Here is a 17,450-nt window from a genome sequence, read left to right on the forward strand (position 1 = left end):
TGAACGCATGAGACGGGGGCGGTTGCGAGTGCTCCTCGGCGCCGCTCCCGGCGTCGGCAAGACCTACACGATGCTCGAAGAGGGCAAGCGTCTCGCCGCCGAGGGCAACGACGTCGTCGTGGCGTTCGTGGAGACCCACGGGCGCCGCGCGACGGCCTCGATGGTCGAGGGGCTCGAGGTCGTCCCCCGCCACACCGTGACGCACCGCGGCATGGCCCTCACCGAGATGGACCTCGACGCCGTGCTCGCGAGGAAGCCCCAGATCGCCCTCGTCGATGAGCTCGCGCACACCAACGCGCCCGGCTCGCGCCACGCGAAACGCTGGCAAGACGTCGATGAGCTGCTCGACGCCGGCATCGACGTCATCTCGACGGTGAACACGCAGCACATCGAATCGCTCGGCGACGTCGTGCTGCAGATCACCGGCGTGCCGCAGCGCGAGACGATCCCCGACCGGGTGCTGCGCAGCGCCGACCAGATCGAGGTCGTCGACCTCGCCCCGCAGGCCCTGCGCGATCGTCTCTCGGGCGGGCTCGTCTACCCCGCCGAGCGCATCGACGCCGCACTTTCGAACTACTTCCGGCTCGGCAACCTCACGGCGCTACGGGAGCTCGCCCTGCTGTGGCTCGCCGACGAGGTCGATTCGGCGCTCAAGGCCTACCGAGCCGAGCACGGCATCGACCGCAAGTGGGAGGCGCGTGAGCGCGTCGTCGTCGCCCTCACCGGTGGTCCCGAGGGCGAGACGCTCCTGCGGCGCGGCGCGCGCATCGCCTCCCGGTCCTCTGGTGGCGAGCTCATCGCCGTGCACGTCACGAATCCCGATGGCATGCGGGCGCGGCATCCTGGCACCCTCGATGCCCAGCGCACGCTCGTGGAACAGCTCGGCGGCACCTTCCACCAGGTCGTCGGCGAAGACGTGCCACGGGCGCTCGTCGAGTTTGCGAGAGCAGCGGATGCCACGCAGCTGGTGATCGGCGTCAGCCGCAGGTCGCGGCTCGCCGCCGCGTTCTCGAGTCCCGGAATCGGCGCGACCGTCATCCGCGAGTCGGGCGACATCGACGTGCACATCGTCACCCACGCAGCGGCCGGCTCGGGCATCTCGCTGCCGAAGCTCGGCGGCGCCCTCAGCCGCACGCGCCTGCTCGTCGGCTTCGCCGTCGCCCTCGTCGCCGGCCCGCTGCTCAGCTGGCTGCTCGCGACATTCCACACCGAGACGTCGATCACGAGCGATGTGCTCGCCTATCAGCTGCTCGTCATCGTCGTCGCACTCATCGGCGGCATCTGGCCGGGCCTCTTCGCCGCGGTGCTGTCGGGAATCACCCTGAACGTGCTGTTCGTCGAGCCCCGCTTCACCCTCACGATCGCCGACCCTCGCCAACTGCTCGCCCTGCTCTTCTACGTCGCGAACGCGCTGCTCGTGAGCTACGTCGTCGACCAGGCGGCCAGACGCACGCGCATCGCTCGGCGCGCCGCAGCCGAATCGCAGCTCCTCGCGTCCATCGCCGGCAGCGTGCTGCGCGGCGAAGACGCGCTGCAGGCCATGGTCACGCGCACCCGCGAGGCGTTCGGCCTCACCGGGGTGCGCCTGCTCATCGACGGCGAGAGCCGCGTCGCCGATGGCGAGCCGGCCCGCGACGACCGGGTCACGAACGTGCCGGTCGGAACGCGCGGCGTGCTCGAACTGCACGGCCAGGACCTCGAGGCATCCGAACGCCGCCTGCTGCAGGTCATCGCCTCGCAGATCGACGCCGCGATCGAGCACGGCGCGCTGTCTTCTGCGGCGTCGGCGGCAACGGCGCTCGCCGAGACCGACAAGGTGCGCTCGGCGCTCCTCGCCGCGGTCGGTCACGACCTGCGGCGCCCGCTCACCTCGGCGTCGGCCGCGGTGAGCGCGCTGCGGTCGAGGGAGGTCGAGTTGCCGGCTGCCGAGCGCGACGAGCTGCTCGCGACCGCGTCCGAGAGTCTCGACGCCCTCGCCGAACTCGTCACGAACCTGCTCGACGTGAGCCGGGTGCAGGCCGGCGCGCTCGCCGTCACCCTCGCCCCGACCGAGGTCGCCGATGTCGTCTTCCCGGCGCTCGATGAGCTCGCGCTCGGCCCCGGCGAGGTCGAACTCGACCTCGCCGACGGGCTCGAACCGGTGCTCGCCGATGGGGTGCTGCTGCAACGCGTCGTCGTGAACCTGCTCGCGAACGCCGTACGGCACAGTCCGGCCGGCGAACGGGTGCGCCTCGCCGCGAGCTCCTTCCAGGGCCGCACCGAACTGCGGGTCGTCGACCGCGGACCGGGCATCCCGGCCGAACGCCGCGACGAGGTCTTCACGCCCTTCCAACGACTCGGCGACACCGACAACGACACGGGCCTCGGGCTCGGACTCGCCCTGTCGAAGGGGTTCGTCGAGGGAATGGACGGCACACTGGAAGTCGACGACACCCCCGGCGGCGGCCTCACCATGGTCGTCACCCTGCCGTCGGCCCCGACCACCGAGGAGGCGCGATGAGGATCCTCCTCGCCGACGACGACGATCAGTTGCAACGGGCGCTGCGCATCACACTCGCCGCCCGCGGCTACGACGTGATCGCCGCGCGTGACGGCGCAGAGGCGATCGATCTCGCCGCGAACGCCCACCCCGACCTGATCCTCCTCGATCTCGGCATGCCGAAAGTCGATGGCATCGACGTGATCCGCGCGGTGCGCGCGTGGTCGAAGGTGCCGATCCTCGTGCTCTCGGGCCGCACCGATTCGGCCGAGAAGGTCGATGCTCTCGATGCCGGTGCCGACGACTACGTGACGAAGCCGTTCGCCATGGACGAGCTCCTCGCCCGCATCCGTGCTCGAGCCCGGTCGACCACCGGCGAAGCGGATGCCGCGGCGTTCACCGTCGGGGCACTCACCGTCGACCTCGCCGCGAAGACCATCAGGGCGACGGATGCCTCGGGGCACGCGACATCCGTGCGCCTCACACCGACTGAGTGGCGCCTGCTCGAGCTGTTCCTCAGGAACCCGGGCAAGCTGCTCACCAGGCAGATGCTGCTGAGCGAGGTGTGGGGGCCGTTCCATGCGAACGACGCCGGCTACTTGCGCCTCTATGTCGCTCAGCTGCGTCGCAAGCTCGAGCCGACGCCGTCGGAGCCGCGCTTCTTCCTCACAGAGCCCGGCATGGGCTATCGCTTCGAGCCTGGGGCGGCCCCGGCCGAGCCTGTTCCGTTGGTCGAGTAGCGACGAACGAGCGTATCGAGACCCCGCCGGCGAACCACAGCGAATCCGCGTCTCGAGTCCCGCCTACGCTGGACCCCGTGGACTGCACCTACTTCGACGCCGGGCGCTGCACCTCGTGCTCGCTCATGGGGCAGCCCTATTCGGCGCAGCTCGCGGGCAAGCAGCGTCACGCCGAAGACCTGCTCGCCGCGCACGACGGCCTCGACTGGCTGCCGCCCGTCGCAAGCCCCGAGGCGGGCTACCGCAACAAGGCGAAGATGGTGATCGCCGGTACGACGGCGGCTCCGACGATCGGCATCCTCGATGCCGACGGCCACGGCATCGACCTCGAAGCCTGCGGCATCTGCTCCCCCGGTCATCGCGCCGCGTTTCCCGTGATCGCCGCGTTCATCACGCGCGCGGGCCTCAGACCGTACGACGTGCCGACCCGCACGGGCGAGCTCAAGCACCTCATCCTCACCGAGTCGCCCGACGGCGAGCTCATGATCCGCTTCGTCGTGCGCTCGACCGAGCCGGTGGGGCGCATCCGCAAGCACCTGCCGTGGCTCCTCGCCGAGCTGCCGAACGCCCGCGTGGTCACCGCGAACGTACTGCCCGAGCACAAGGCCGTGCTCGAGGGCGAGCACGAGATCGTCTTCACCGAGGCAAGCACCCTGCCCATGCGCCTGAACGATGTGACGATGCACCTGCGCCCGCAGAGCTTCTTCCAGACGAACACCGAGATCGCCTCCGCGCTCTACGTCGAAGCACGCGACTGGGTACGCGGGCTCGCACCCGACTCGGCCTGGGACCTCTACTCCGGCGTCGGCGGCTTCGCCCTGCACATCGCGGATGCCGCGGCATCCGTCACCGGCATCGAGACGAGCGTCGAGGCCGTCGCGAGCGCAGAGCTCAGCCGAACGGATGCCGCGCTCTCACGTGTGCGGTTCGAAGCCGGCGACGCCACCGCCTTCGCGCTCGACGCCGAGACGCCACCCGATCTCGTGATCGTGAACCCGCCCCGGCGCGGCATCGGCCGTGAGCTGAGCGGATGGCTCGAGGCATCCGCTGTTCGTCATGTGCTGTATTCGAGCTGCAACGCCGCCTCGCTCGCGCGCGACCTCGAGGCGATGCCGTCGCTGCGCCCAGTGCGCGGCCGGGTGTTCGACATGTTCCCGCAGACGACGCACTTCGAGGTGATGGTGCTGCTCGAGCGCGCTTGAACCGATGCGCATGGGAGGGGCCGGGCTCCACCCATGCGGGCCGGGCCCCTCCCATGCGGGTCACTTGCCGGTGAGGGCCTCCAGCGCCTGCGCTGCGCCCGGGTGCAGCGAGATCGGGTCGGTCTGCTTCGCATCCTCGGGGTCGAACGCGGCCGCGGCCGCGTGCACCTGTTCCAGCTTGTCGACGTTGCTCCAGATCGTCTCGGTGATGTTGCACGCCGTCGCGTCGTCCATGTCGTCGCGCACGAGCAGCACGTTCGGCACCACGATCGTCGGCACATCCGCATCGAGGCCGTACGTATCGGCGGGAATCGCGCCCTCCTGGTAGACGGGGCTGATCTCCTGCAGACCCGTGAGTTCGGGAGTGATGTCGATGAACTCGACCGCACCGGCATCCGAAGTGAACAGCTCGGTGATGTTGGGAGTCGGCAATCCGCCAGACCAGAAGATCGCATCGACCGTGCCGTTGCGCAGACCGTCGACGCTCGTCGCGAGGTCGAGTCGCTGCGTGGTGACGTCGGTGTCGGGCGTGAGACCGGCCGCCTCGAGCAGCCGGAGCGCGATCACCTCGGTGCCCGACTTCGGCGACCCGGTCGACACCGTCTTGCCGGCCATGTCGGCGATGGTCGTGATGCCGCTGTCCTGCCTCACGATGACCTGGGTGTAATTCGAGTGGATCATGCCGAGTGCTTCGACGGGCTGCGGCTCGCTGAACGAGCCGGTGCCGTTGACCGCGTCGGAAGCGGTGTCGGCCAGCGAGAACGCGATGTCGTAGTCGCCGCTCACGAGTTGCTCGATGTTCTGCACGGATGCCCCGGTCTCGGCGGCGGTGACGCGCAGCTCGGTTTCACTGCTCAGCACATCCGAGATTGCTCCGCCGAGCACGTAGTAGACGCCCGTCGAGTTGCCGGTGGCGATGGTCAGTTGCTGGGGGGAGGCGACGCAGGCCTCACCGCTTCCCTCGGCGGCCGGTTGTTGCGGCTGCTGGCCGCCGCACCCGGTCAGCAGCAGCGCCGATGCGGCTATGACCGCGAACGCTGCGCCGACCTTGCCTCTGTTCGAAGTGGGGAGTGTCATGTGCGTGTTCCTCTCTTGGTGGCGGTCAGGAGTTCTTGGTCACGGTCAGGGGGTTGAGACGAGGGGGCGCTGCGCTGACGCGTCGGCCGGGCCCCGAGCGCGGCGCCTGCGAAGCCAGTTGACGGCGATCGCAGCAGCGATGCAGACGAGGCCGATGGCGATCGAGACCGGCACGAGGTAGAGGCAGCACAGCGCGCCGAGGAGCAGCAGGATGCGCTCGGGCCAGTTCGCCGGGCCGAGCACCCATCCGCCCGTGGCGCCGGCTAGGGCCGCGACGGCGATGAGCGACACGACGGTCGCCCACAGCGAGGTGAGAAGTCCGCCCTGCAGCAGCAGTGAGCCGCCCGCAGGGGTGAGCACGAACGCAAGCGGCACGAGGAACGCCGGCAGCGTGTACTTCGTCGCCTGCCACATCGTCTTGATCGTGTCGCCGCCGGTGATCGCCGCGGATGCGACGGCCGCGAGCGCCGTGGGCGGGGAGACCTCGGAGAGCACCGCGAAGTAGAAGATGAACATCGCCGCCTCGGGCCGCTCGACCCCGAGGGCGATGAGCGCGGGGCCGATGATCACCCAGGAGATGATGAACGATGCGGTCACCGGCACCGCCAGGCCGAGCAGGATGATCGCGACCGCGGCGAGCAGGCACGTGATCGTGAGGGTGACTTCGGGGTTGTCGCTGACGGTTTCGGCGAGCGAGACGAGCATGCGGGCGAAGGTGAGGCCGATGCCGGTCTTGACGATGACGCTCGTGATGATGCCCGCGGCCGCGCACACGGCGACGACTGGAATCGCGCTTCGGATGCCGCTCGCGAGTGCGTGGTACAGCTCGCCGAGGTACTCGGCGACCGCCTTCGGGAGGGTCGTCGCCACCGAGGCGTCGTCGAGCGGGTCGCGCCGCGACACCATCCGCTCGACGAGCCCGAACACTGCGGCGACGAGTGTCGCGTAGACGATCGAACGGAACGCGGGCAGCCCGAGCGCGAGGAAGAAGATGATGACGGCGAGCGAGAGGAAGTGGTAGCCGAAGCGCGCGACCAGCTTGCCGAGGTGCTTCCTCGGTACATCCACCGCCCGAGTCGCGAAGCGGCGGGCGTCGATCTCCACCGCGAGGAAGATGCCGACGTAGTAGAGGATCGTGGGGATGATCGCCCAGATCATCACTTCGAGATACGACACCTGCAGGTACTCCGCGATGATGAAGGCGGCCGCACCGAGCGTCGGCGGTGAGAGGATCGCGCCGATGCCGGCTGCGGCGAGCATCCCGCCGGCGTTGTTCCGCGGATACCCCGCGCGCTGCAGGATCGGCCAGGCAAGGGAGCCGAGCGTCACCGCCGTCGCCGTGCCCGAACCCGACACCGTGCCGAGCAGGAACCCGCTCGTCACGACGGTGCGACCCGAGGCCGACCTCGACGCGGGAAAGAGCGAGAAGGAGAAGTCGATGAAGAAGCGGCCCGCCCCCGTCGCCGACAACACGGCTCCGTAGATGATGAACAGCACGATGTACGTCGCCGCAACGCCCAGTGGTGTGCCGAAGAAGCCCGACTGGTCGTTGTAGAAGCCGTTGATGATCTGGTCGAAGTTCACGCCCGCGTGGCTGATCGCCCAGTCCATCGGCAGGAAGCCGCCGTAGTAGGCGTAGAGGAAGAACACGACGCAGAAGATCGGAAGCACGAGGCCCGTGGTGCGACGGGTCGCCTCGAGAATCAGCAGTGTGAGCGCGGTGCCCGCGATCACGTCGACCGTGCCGAGCGTGCCCTGTCGGTTCAGGAACGCGTCGAAACCGCCTCCGCCATCGCCGATCACGATCGGCAGGATCGGATAGGTGCAGACGAACGCGGTGGCAGCCGTGAGGGTCCAGTCCCACACCGTCGGCGCGTCGGAGCGGAGCGGGTCTCTCCTGCGCTTCCGGCCGCGGTACAGCAGGAAGGTGAGCGGCAGCGTGACCGACAGGAAGGCGATGAGTGAGAACTGCGTGCCCTGGGGCAGCGGGAAGAACACCTGGTAGAGCACGAACAGCGACACGACGAAGCAGTACGCCGTGATCACGCGCTCGAGCCGAATCGGCAGCGTGCGCGACGGGCGCTCTTCGTCGAACTCGGCGATGATGTCGTCGGGTGGCAACGGGCCCGAGCCGGCCTGGCCGGCCTCCGTCGTGGAGGCGGCGCGACCCGTCGGTTCTACTTCGGTGTAGGACATGGCGCAACCGTAGGGTGGCCGCCGCATCCTTCGCCCGAGCCGTCCGGAATCCTTACATCCCCTTTACATCCACCGAGACCGCGATGTCGAACGTGATGTCTAAACTGCGAGGATGCGTGTGCTCATCGCCGAGGACGACACCTCCGTCGCTGCTGCCCTCGCATCGGTGCTCACGCAGAGCGGACACCAGACCGAGCAGGTGGCCCGGGGCGGCGACGTGCTCCTCCGGCACCATGACTTCGACGTGCTCATGCTCGATCTCGGCCTCGAAGACACCGACGGCTTCGACGTCATCAGACGGCTCCGCCTCGTGACCGACCTGCCGGTGCTCGTCGTCACAGCACGCGGCGACGAGCGGTCGACGGTACTCGCTCTGCGCCTCGGCGCCGACGACTATCTCGTGAAGCCCGTGCGCATGCGTGAACTGCTCGCCCGACTCGAGGTCGTCGCCCGCCGCCGTCTCAGCGCCCCGTCCCTCGACCTCGTGCGCACCGGAAGCCTCGAGATCGATCTCGGAGCGCGCCGGGTGCGCGGCGACGGCGAAGAGCTCGCACTGACGCCGACCGAGTTCTCGCTCCTCGCGGTGCTGGCCCGCAGGGTGGGCGCAGCCGTGAGCCGAGAGCAGATCCTCGACGAGGTGTGGCGCGACGCCTACGCTGCGAATTCGCGAGCCTTCGACGTGCACCTCGCACAGCTGCGCCAGAAGCTGCCCTCGAGCGACGCGATCACCACGATCCGCGGCTACGGATACCGACTGGAAGCGTCGTAGGCATGCGTGCCCAGGTACTGCTGCCGCTCATGCTCTTCGGTCTCCTGGCCGTGCTCGCGATCGTCATTCCCGTGGGCGAGTCCATCGCAGTCTCGCGAACGCAGCAACTCGCACTGGCCCGCGCATCGTCGATGGACCACATCGTGCGCCTTGCCGAGAACGCCATCACCTCGTCGGACACCGCCGCGCTCGAGCGATACCTCGACCGCTTCGGCGAGGTCTACGGCGAGTCCGTGGTCGTGCTCGACGGCGAAGGCACCGACATCGCGCAGGTCGGCGCCCTCACCCCGGCCGACGAGGAGGTGCGGGCGCACGCGCTCGCCTCGTCGCGCAACCTGCCGCAGTGGCAGCTGCCCGTCATCAGGCCGTGGAGCACCGGCACGGCACTCGTCTCCGAGCCGGTCCTCGGCACCGGAGAACTCAGTATGGGCGTCGTCGTCCTGCAGATCGACGCAGCGGCGGCCAGGCGCGACATCACGCTGTCGTGGCTGCTCGTCGCGTTCGTCGGGCTGCTGGTACTCGGGGGCCTCGCCGCGGCCTCGCTCTGGTGGACGAACTGGGTGCTGCGACCCGTGCGCGCGCTCGACGACGCGACGAACGCGTTCAGTGAGCACCGCGACGTGCGGCTCGTCGACGCCACCGGCCCGCCCGAGTTGCGCCGGCTCGCCGCATCGTTCTCGCGCATGGCCGAGGGCATCGAGGACACTCTCGTGCAGCAGCGCGACTTCGTGGCGGACGCATCGCATCAACTGCGCAATCCGCTCGCGGCCATCCGCCTGCGCATCGATGCGCTGAACCGCGACGGCTCCAGCGACGACTCCCTCGAGATCGTCGACGCCGACCTCGACCGCCTCGAATCGACCGTCGGACGGATGCTCGTGCTCGCCGACGCCGAGCATCGTGCGACGGCCGAGGTGAGCCGCGGAAACGGCTTCGCCGAGGCGTCTCGTCGCGAGCACACCGTGCCGACCGCCGCCGCGCTCGCCGAACCGTTCCAGCCCCTCATGCGCGAGGCGGGCCAGAGCCTGGTCGCCGAAGGCACGACCGAGGTGCAGATCGCCTGCCGCCGATCGGATCTCGAGGAGATCGTCGCGACGCTGCTCGAGAATGCCAGGAAGTACGCCGGTGAGGGCGCAACGGTGCGGCTCGCGCTCGCCCACGAGGGCGAGGGCGAGCACGAACGCGAGGGCGATGCGGTGCGCATCGTCATCAGCGACGACGGGCCCGGGCTCGACGACGACGAACTCGCACAGGCCGGCACCCGATTCTGGCGCTCGGCGCAGCATCGCGGGCTCACGGGTACGGGGCTCGGACTGGCCATCGTCGGGCAACTCGTGCGCGCGAACGGCGGCGCGTTGCGTATCGACCGTGCCGACGAGGGGGGCCTCCGCGTCGCCGTGCGATTCGGAGCGATCTCATGACGGGCGGCTCGATCTCGCGCCGCGCGCTGCTCCTCGGGTTCGCCGGGCTCTCGGCCCTCTCGCTCGGCGGCTGTGCGCGACCCGGCACCGGTGGAACGCTCCGGATGGCGTGCGGGGAGCCCGGGGGCACCTACATCCGCTTCGGCCAACTGTTGAGCGACGCTGCCGTCGCCGCGGGTGTCGTGACCGCGATGAAGGCGCTTCCGACCGACGGCAGCATCGAGAACATCGGGATGCTCCGCTCGGGCGACGCCGACCTTGCGATCGCGCTCGCCGACTCGGCCGCGATCGATCCGCACGGGCTCGTCTCGATCGGTCGCGTCTACCAGAACTACCTGCAGTGCATCGTGCCGGTCGGCGGTCCGATCGCCGACGCGGACGATCTCGCCGGCCGCGTCGTCTCGATCGGCGCACCGGCATCCGGCACGGCCGAGACGTCGCGCAGGGTGTTCGACGCACTCGGCCTGACGTCGGGCGCGCGTGCCGCGTCGCTCGTCGAGCTCAACCTGGCCGATGCCGTCACCGCACTCGAGACCGGCGGCATCGACGCCTTGATGTGGTCGGGCGGCATCCCGGTTCCGGAACTCGATCGCCTGCACGGCCTCATCCAGGTGACGCTCGTCGATCTGAGCGCCGCGATACCGCTGCTCGGCGAGGTGCATGCCGACGCGTACCAGCAGACCGTCGTGCCCGCGGGTGTGTACGCGCTCCGCGAGCCGATGCCGACGATCGGCGTCTCGAACTTCCTCCTGGCGCGGGCGGATCTTCCGGACCCTATCGCCACCGCCCTCGTCGATATCCTCATCGACGATGCGGTGCGACTCGTTCCGGAACGCTCGGCCGGGCTGCAGTACCTGACGCCGTCGAGCCTCATCGACACCGGGTCGATGCCGCTGCACCCGGCGGCCGAGCGGCGCTACTTCGAGCGCTACGGGTGACGGCGCGGCGGCTGGATGTCAGCGCTTGCGCGTCTTGATGAATCCCTCGTCGGTCTTCTCGCGCTTCTGCGCTCGCTTCTCTTTCAACGAGAGTTGGGCCTGCTTCTTCGTGGCGTTGCCACGTGTGTTCTTTCCAGACATTCGAGCTCGCTTCCCTTCGTCAGCTGGCGGGCTTCCGATGACCATAGCCCACTCCGCGACGGAAGTCATGTCCGCTCGGAGCGAACCGCGCTGCCGCTCGGAATTCGGCCATGTCCAGGTATTTTTCCGCAGCATGGGCTAAGCTGGCAGGTCACCTGAAGGAGAGTGACATGCGGAGGGTCAACCCCATCGCCGCGGCCGTCGTCGTCGCGTTCTGGCTGTTCATGATCGGCTTCGCCGCCGGTTTCGAGGGCGAAATCGCATCCGACCCGACGCTCACCCGTGAGCACCCAGACGCGGCACTCGCGGGGCTCGTCGGAGGAGCCACGACCGTCGGCGTCGTGCTGCTGGTGGGGGCGTGCGTGCTGCTGGCGAGGGCCGTGCTCGGTGCGCATCGCTCGCGCGCGGCGCGCACCGCGGCGTAGCGACCGAGCGACTGAACACCGGCGCGAGAGCCGGGCCATTGAATGCAGGATGAGCGCACCGGCGACCGTCGATAACGGCTGCCTTCGAGCGCTCATCCTGCGGACGGGGCAGGTGCAGTGCTATTCGAGCAGGTCGGCCGTGAGCGCGGCGAGTTCAGCCCGCCGGTCAGCCTTGTCGCGAGGCACGCCGGGGACACCGGGCCGCCTCTGCCACGGGTGCGGCCCGTCGAGCGGCCGGTGCGCGACCCCCATCGCGTCGTAGATCGCGAGCTGGTCGCCGAGGCGCGCCTCGAAGCCCGCCCAGTCCTTGCCGGGTGCACTCCATGCGACCTCGGCGAACGCCGCGAGCCGCGGGAACACCATGTAGTCGAGCCGTGAGACGGTGTCCATGTGCTCGCTCCACGCGTTGGCCTGCACGCCGAGCACATGGCGCCGCATCGCCTCCGAGGCATCCGCCGGCAGCGGCTCGAAGTCGTAGACGTCACGCAGCGTCTGCACCGTGCCGACGGGAATCGGCTCGTCCGCGGCATCCGACTGCCGGTAGTCGAGGTAGGCGAAGTCGTCGGGGCAGAGCACGACGTCGTGACCTCGGGCCACGGCGACCTGGGCACCGCGGAGGCCTCGCCACGACGCGATCGTCGCGCCCGGGTCGAGCGGGCCCTCGAGCACTTCGTCCCAGCCGTAGAGACGTCGGCCGGCCGCGGTGAGGTGCTCGTCGAGCCGGCGGATGAACCACGCCTGCAACTCGTTCGGCGTCGCGAGACCGCGTTCGGCCATGAGCTGCCGCGTGCGCGCGTCGACCGCCCACTGCGTCTTGCGAGCCTCGTCACCGCCCACCGCGATGTACCGCGACGGGAAGACCTCCATGACCTCGTCGAGCACGTTGCGGAAGAAGGCGACCGTCGATTCCTCGGTGTTCAGCACGTCGTCGTTGATGCCGTAGCGCGTCCACACCTCGTACGGCCCGCCGGTGACGCCGAGCTCGGGATACGCGGCGAGCGCTGCCCGCACGTGGCCGGGCGTCTCGATCTCGGGCACGACCTCGATGTGCCGTTCGGCGGCGTACGCGACGATCTCGCGCAGATCGTCTTGGGTATAGAAGCCGCCGACCGGGCGCCCGTCGAGCGTCGATTCGGGCCCGTGCCCCAGCTGCGACTCGGGCCGCCATGAGCCGACCTCGGTGAGCCGCGGATACCGGCGGATCTCCATGCGCCAGCCCTGGTCGTCGGTGAGGTGCAGTTGCAGCACGTTGACCCGGTGCAGCGCGAGCACGTCGATGAGCCGCAGTACCTCGTGCTTCGGCCGGAAGCTGCGGGCGACGTCGAGCATGAATCCCCGCCACGCGAAGCGCGGTGCATCGACCGTGACGGATGCCGCGGCGCGCCACTGCCGTTCGGGCAGCGCCGCCCGGCGGAACGCATCGGGCCCGAGCAGTTGCCGGAACGCGAGACCTCCGTAGAAGAGGCCCGCCTCGGAGCCGCCCGTGATGCGCACGCCGCCCGGCGCGACCTCGAGCCGGAAGCCCTCGCCGGGCAGCTCCGGGTCGATGTCGAGCGCGATCACGCCCGCCGCGCCCCGCTGGTCGAGGAGCCGCGGGGTCACGGGCAGCGCGAAGCCCGTCGCCGCACTGAGGTCGGCCTGCAGGCGGCGGGCGACGGATGCCGCGGCATCCGTCGCCGTGATGGCCGTGCCGGCGTCGAGCACGAACTCGCCGTCGCGTGCCTCGAACGAGAAGGGCTTCGGAATCAGGCCGCTCACGCCCCGGCCGCCAGCTCGCGGGCGCGGGCGAGCGCGGCATCGGTCGCCCGGTCGAAGGTCTGCTTGAGCGAGGCCTCTTCGAGCACCGCGACTGCGCGCTCGGTGGTGCCCTTCGGGCTCGTCACCCGGCGGCGCAGTTCGGCGGGGCCGGCATCGGATGCGGCGAGCAACTCGCTCGCGCCGCGGAACGTGCCCTCGACCATGACGGCCGCCTGCTCTGGCGTGAAGCCCTTCTCGATCGCCGTCGCCGTGAGCTGCTCGATCAGGTAGAAGACATAGGCCGGCCCGGACCCCGAGATCGTCGAGAGCGCGTCGATCTGCTCCTCGGGCACGACGAGCACTTCGCCGACGGTCTCGAAGAGCGACACGGCGAGCGCGAGGTCGGCGTCGCTCGAGCGCGTGCCGGCCGAGACGCCGGTGACCGCGCGGCCGACGACCGCCGGCGTGTTCGGCATCGAGCGGATCACCGTGACCGACGCGGGCAGCAGGGACTCGAACGTCGCCACGGTGACCCCGGCGGCGACGCTCACGACGACTGCGCCGGGCTCGAGTGCGTCCGCGATCTCCTCGAGCAGCGCCGGCACCATGGCGGGCTTGACGGCGACGACCACGAGCTTCGCGCCGGCGACGGCGGTGCGGTTCGCTGCGGCATCCGTCTCGGTCGCGTACGCGGTGACGCCGGCGAGGCCCGCGAGCTCGGCCGCCTTCTCGGCACTGCGGTTCGTCGCACAGATGCCGCCGTCGACCTCGATGCCCGGCTGGAGGAGGCCGGTCAGCACGGCGCGAGCCATCGACCCCGCCCCGAGGAATGCGATCGCGGGCAGTCTGACAGGGGCCTCGACACTCATGCGACCATCCTAGGTTCGGGGTCGAACGCTGTGGCTGGAACGCACATCTTCGCTCCGCTACCCCCTTTAGGATTGCTCCATGAGCGCATCGGGCGGCAACAGAGCCATCATCGCGGCATTCCTCGCCAACACGGGAATCGCGATCACGAAGTTCATCGCCTGGTTCTTCTCGGGCTCGTCCTCGATGCTCGCCGAGGCCGTGCACTCGGTGGCCGATGCCGGCAACCAGCTGCTCCTCATCTTCGGCGGCCGCCAGGCGAAGCGGGCGGCCGACAAGGAGCATCCGTTCGGCTACGGCCGCGAGCGGTACGTCTACGCGTTCGTCGTCTCGATCATCCTGTTCTCGGTCGGTGGGCTCTTCTCGATCTACGAGGGCATCGACAAGCTGCAGCACCCGCATGCGCTCGACGTGCCGTGGCTGCCGATCCTCGTGCTCTCGATCGCGATCGTGCTGGAGTCGTTCTCGCTGCGCACCGCCGTGAAGGAGTCGAACCACGTGCGCGGCAAACTGAGCTGGGTGCAGTTCGTTCGACGCGCCAAGGCTCCCGAACTGCCCGTCGTGCTGCTCGAAGACGTCGCAGCGCTCCTCGGCCTCGTCTTCGCGTTCATCGGCGTCGGGCTCACGATCATCACCGACAACCCGCTCTTCGACGCCATCGGCACCCTCTTCATCGGCACGCTGCTGATCGTCGTCGCCGTCGTGCTCGGCATGGAGACGAAGTCGCTCCTCGTAGGCGAGGGCGCCAATGACGACGATGTCGTGCGCATCGAGCAGGCGATCCTCGCCGGCCCCGAGGTGGAGCGAATCATCCACATGAAGACCCTCTATCTCGGCCCCGACGAGTTGCTCGTCGCCGCGAAGGTCGGCTTCACTGCCGACCAGCGCCTGCTCGAGGTCGCGGCGGCGACGAACGCGATCGAGCTGCGCATCCGCGATGCCGTGCCGTCCGCACGAGTCATCTATGTCGAGCCCGACGTCTACGTCGAGCCGAACCTCGCTGCACCGCCCACCGACGCGATCGTCATCAAGGGCCTCGAGTAACGACGAGGCAGCCGCCGGTCGAGTAGCGACGCAGGAGCGTATCGAGACCCGCCCGCCGGTCGAGTAGCGACGCAGGAGCGTATCGAGACCTCCCCGGCCGGGGTCTCGATACGGCGCTGGCGCGCCTACTCGACCAGCGTGAGGCTGCCCCGCTGGCGCGCCTACTCGACCAGCGTGAGGGCTGCCGCGCTGGCGCGCCTACTCGACCAGCGTGAGGGCCGCCCCGCTGGCGGCCTACTCGACCAGCGTGAGGTGGGCTAGGGCCGGCGCAGAGGATCGTCGAAGAAATCGAGCAGCAGCTGCGCCGCGGCATCCGCTTCGACGCCCGCGAACACCTCGACGCGGTGATTGAGCCGCCGATCGCGGAGCACGTCGTAGAGGGAGCCCGCCGCGCCGGCCTTCTCGTCCCATGCGCCGAACACGACGGTCGGGATACGCGCTGCGAGGATCGCCCCCGCGCACATGACGCACGGCTCGAGTGTGACCACGAGCGTGCAGTCGGTCAGGCGCCAGTCGCCGGTGACCTCGGCGGCTGAACGGAGGGCCAGCAGCTCGGCGTGCGCGGTCGGGTCGCCGAGCAGCTCGCGCTCGTTGCGGCGCGCGGCGACGACCTCGCCGGCGGCGTTCACGACCACGGCGCCGACGGGCACGTCGCGCGTGGCCGGAGCCTGCTCGGCTTCGGCGAGCGCGAGTCGCATCCACTCGTGATGGCGGCCGGACTCAATCATGATCGCGCCGGGTCATGACCTCGATCGCTGCATCGAGGATGCGATCTCGCGTCGACATGGGCCTCCTGTACACCTGACTTCCGGTATCGTACCATCGTGGTTAGTAAACACTTACTCACCACTCGATCCCGCCCATCGGAGGCAACCTTGGAACCCCTCGAACTCACCCGCCTGCTCTTGCTCGTCGTGCACTTCGTCGGTCTCGCCGCGATCATCGGCGCATACATCCTGCAGATGCCCAGGCGATCGGGCTTCGACTTCTCGCCGGTGCTGGTCGGCTCGATCGTGCAGCTCGCCTCGGGCATCGCGCTGATCGCCGTCAACGAGATCGGCGGCACAGAGATAGATCGCGCGAAGGCGTTCGTGAAGCTCGGTATCGCGCTCGTCGTGCTGGTTCTGGCCATCGTCGGCGTGGTCCGCGGCCGCGCGCTGAAGCGGGCGGAGCAGACGGATGCCTCGCTGCGCCCGTTGCTCTGGAGCGCCGGCATCGCCGCCATCGCCAACGTCGCCGTGGCGGTGTTCTGGCACTGACGACGAGGCCCGCGCTCAGTAGACTCGAGCCCATGCGAGTCCACGTTGCCGATCACCCGCTCATCACCCACAAGCTGACGGTGCTCCGCGACCTGAAGACCCCGTCGCCCGTCTTCCGTTCACTCGTCGACGAGCTCATGACGCTGCTCGCCTACGAGGGCACCCGCGGGGTGCGCGTCGAGCCGGTCGACATCGTGACCCCGGTGGCACCCGCGACGGGCGTGCGCATCGCCGACCCGAAGCCGCTCATCGTGCCGATCCTGCGCGCGGGTCTCGGCATGCTCGAGGGCATGACGAAGCTGCTGCCGACGGCTGAGGTCGGCTTCCTCGGCATGGCGCGCAATGAAGAGACCCTCGAGCCGACGACGTACGCCGAGCGACTGCCCGACGACCTCAGCGACCGCCAGTGCTTCGTGCTCGACCCGATGCTCGCCACGGGCGGCTCGCTCACGGCGGCCATCGAGTTCCTGCTGAAGCGCGGGGCGACGGATGTCACGGCGATCTGCATCCTCGCCGCACCCGAGGGGCTCGCGGCGGTCGAGCAGGCCCTGCACGGCCGTGAGGTCACGATCGTGCTCGGCGCCGTCGACGAGCGCCTCAACGAGCTGGGGTACATCGTGCCGGGTCTCGGCGATGCCGGCGATCGCCTCTACGGCACGGTATAAGCGCAGCCGGCGGCATCCGTTACCCGAAGGATCTTCGAGCCTCGACACGCCGCAGCCGAAATCGCGCGCGGAAGATTTCCGAAACTCGTCATCCATCGCAGAATCTTTCAGGCGACGCATCGGCGTCACTGATCCTGCCGGATGTCGCATCGCAACGCGCACCGCGTGCGACGAAACACCCCGTCACCTGGCCGTCATGAATTGACACACGCCCGGCCATCCGTTTGACTTTGCTCATGACTGACACTGCACGCAACCTGACCGCCCTCGGCGCTCTCAGGACGACCGGCACGATGATGCCGGCACGTGCACCCATGTGTTGTCGAATGTGCCGCTGACCGCGACCCGACCGCCGAGTCCCGCAGCCGATCCGCATCCAGATCGACGCCGACTCCTCTGAACCTTCCGTCTCTCGAGGTTCGCCCGGCCGAACGGCCATTCGCTCCGACCCCGCTTTCGGGGCCGGTCGCTGCACCCTTCATACAAGGAT

The 17,450-nt window shown here is 69.4% G+C and carries 16 protein-coding genes; 10 read left to right on the plus strand and 6 right to left on the minus strand.

The window, feature by feature from the left end:
* Nucleotides 1-7: 7 nt before the first annotated feature.
* The 3 genes from AC1C2S_RS06085 to rlmC all read left to right on the plus strand — a co-directional run bounded on the left by AC1C2S_RS06085 (nucleotide 8) and on the right by rlmC (nucleotide 4,421).
* Nucleotides 8-2,500: an ATP-binding protein gene (locus AC1C2S_RS06085; RefSeq protein ID WP_495351633.1), complete on the plus strand. Its 2,493-nt coding sequence runs from the start codon at nucleotides 8-10 to the stop codon at nucleotides 2,498-2,500.
* Complete coding sequence (locus AC1C2S_RS06090; protein WP_495351634.1) at nucleotides 2,497-3,219, plus strand: response regulator; 723 nt, start codon at nucleotides 2,497-2,499, stop codon at nucleotides 3,217-3,219. The genes AC1C2S_RS06085 and AC1C2S_RS06090 overlap by 4 nt, the downstream gene beginning before the upstream one ends.
* 77 nt (nucleotides 3,220-3,296) lie before the next feature.
* Nucleotides 3,297-4,421, plus strand: a complete 1,125-nt coding sequence (gene rlmC, locus AC1C2S_RS06095; RefSeq protein WP_495351635.1) for a 23S rRNA (uracil(747)-C(5))-methyltransferase RlmC — start codon at nucleotides 3,297-3,299, stop codon at nucleotides 4,419-4,421.
* A gap of 60 nt (nucleotides 4,422-4,481) precedes the next feature.
* Here rlmC and AC1C2S_RS06100 read toward each other — a convergent pair whose 3' ends face one another.
* Nucleotides 4,482-5,498, minus strand: coding sequence for a TAXI family TRAP transporter solute-binding subunit (locus AC1C2S_RS06100; protein ID WP_495351636.1), 1,017 nt, complete (start codon nucleotides 5,496-5,498; stop codon nucleotides 4,482-4,484).
* A gap of 45 nt (nucleotides 5,499-5,543) precedes the next feature.
* Nucleotides 5,544-7,694 carry a TRAP transporter permease gene (locus tag AC1C2S_RS06105; RefSeq protein WP_495351637.1) on the minus strand — a complete coding sequence of 717 codons (2,151 nt, stop codon included), beginning with the start codon at nucleotides 7,692-7,694 and terminating at the stop codon, nucleotides 5,544-5,546.
* Nucleotides 7,695-7,806: 112 nt separating this feature from the next.
* Between AC1C2S_RS06105 and AC1C2S_RS06110 the strand changes: the two genes are divergently transcribed.
* The 3 genes from AC1C2S_RS06110 to AC1C2S_RS06120 are packed head-to-tail and all read left to right on the plus strand — an operon-like array spanning nucleotide 7,807 to nucleotide 10,822.
* A complete protein-coding gene (locus AC1C2S_RS06110; protein ID WP_495351638.1) occupies nucleotides 7,807-8,463 on the plus strand; it encodes a response regulator transcription factor in 657 nt (218 codons plus the stop codon).
* A gap of 2 nt (nucleotides 8,464-8,465) precedes the next feature.
* Nucleotides 8,466-9,884: a sensor histidine kinase gene (locus AC1C2S_RS06115; RefSeq protein ID WP_495351639.1), complete on the plus strand. Its 1,419-nt coding sequence runs from the start codon at nucleotides 8,466-8,468 to the stop codon at nucleotides 9,882-9,884.
* Complete coding sequence (locus tag AC1C2S_RS06120) at nucleotides 9,881-10,822, plus strand: TAXI family TRAP transporter solute-binding subunit (RefSeq protein WP_495351640.1); 942 nt, start codon at nucleotides 9,881-9,883, stop codon at nucleotides 10,820-10,822. Before AC1C2S_RS06115 ends, AC1C2S_RS06120 begins: the two co-directional genes overlap by 4 nt.
* A gap of 18 nt (nucleotides 10,823-10,840) precedes the next feature.
* Here AC1C2S_RS06120 and AC1C2S_RS06125 read toward each other — a convergent pair whose 3' ends face one another.
* Nucleotides 10,841-10,963, minus strand: a complete 123-nt coding sequence (locus tag AC1C2S_RS06125; protein WP_495351641.1) for a hypothetical protein — start codon at nucleotides 10,961-10,963, stop codon at nucleotides 10,841-10,843.
* Nucleotides 10,964-11,133: 170 nt separating this feature from the next.
* On the opposite strand from AC1C2S_RS06125, the gene AC1C2S_RS06130 reads away from it, so the two are divergent.
* Complete coding sequence (locus tag AC1C2S_RS06130) at nucleotides 11,134-11,388, plus strand: hypothetical protein (protein WP_495351642.1); 255 nt, start codon at nucleotides 11,134-11,136, stop codon at nucleotides 11,386-11,388.
* Nucleotides 11,389-11,508: 120 nt separating this feature from the next.
* Here AC1C2S_RS06130 and AC1C2S_RS06135 read toward each other — a convergent pair whose 3' ends face one another.
* Nucleotides 11,509-13,146, minus strand: coding sequence for a beta-N-acetylhexosaminidase (locus tag AC1C2S_RS06135; RefSeq protein WP_495351643.1), 1,638 nt, complete (start codon nucleotides 13,144-13,146; stop codon nucleotides 11,509-11,511).
* Nucleotides 13,143-13,994 (minus strand): pyrroline-5-carboxylate reductase, encoded by an 852-nt coding sequence (gene proC, locus AC1C2S_RS06140; RefSeq protein WP_495351644.1) that lies wholly within the window; start codon nucleotides 13,992-13,994, stop codon nucleotides 13,143-13,145. The genes AC1C2S_RS06135 and proC overlap by 4 nt, the downstream gene beginning before the upstream one ends.
* Before the next feature lie 79 nt (nucleotides 13,995-14,073).
* Here proC and AC1C2S_RS06145 point away from each other — a divergent pair, with 79 nt between their 5' ends.
* Nucleotides 14,074-15,036: a cation diffusion facilitator family transporter gene (locus AC1C2S_RS06145; protein WP_495351645.1), complete on the plus strand. Its 963-nt coding sequence runs from the start codon at nucleotides 14,074-14,076 to the stop codon at nucleotides 15,034-15,036.
* A 257-nt stretch (nucleotides 15,037-15,293) separates the two neighbouring features.
* Here the strand turns inward: AC1C2S_RS06145 and tadA are convergent, their stop codons facing one another.
* Nucleotides 15,294-15,764, minus strand: coding sequence for a tRNA adenosine(34) deaminase TadA (gene tadA, locus AC1C2S_RS06150; RefSeq protein WP_495351646.1), 471 nt, complete (start codon nucleotides 15,762-15,764; stop codon nucleotides 15,294-15,296).
* A gap of 147 nt (nucleotides 15,765-15,911) precedes the next feature.
* Between tadA and AC1C2S_RS06155 the strand changes: the two genes are divergently transcribed.
* Nucleotides 15,912-16,295, plus strand: coding sequence for a hypothetical protein (locus AC1C2S_RS06155; protein ID WP_495351647.1), 384 nt, complete (start codon nucleotides 15,912-15,914; stop codon nucleotides 16,293-16,295).
* A 32-nt stretch (nucleotides 16,296-16,327) separates the two neighbouring features.
* On the plus strand, nucleotides 16,328-16,960 hold the full coding sequence (upp, locus tag AC1C2S_RS06160) for a uracil phosphoribosyltransferase (RefSeq protein WP_495351648.1): 633 nt from the start codon (nucleotides 16,328-16,330) through the stop codon (nucleotides 16,958-16,960).
* Nucleotides 16,961-17,450: the final 490 nt, after the last annotated feature.

This window comes from Agromyces sp. Y782 (assembly GCF_059445405.1).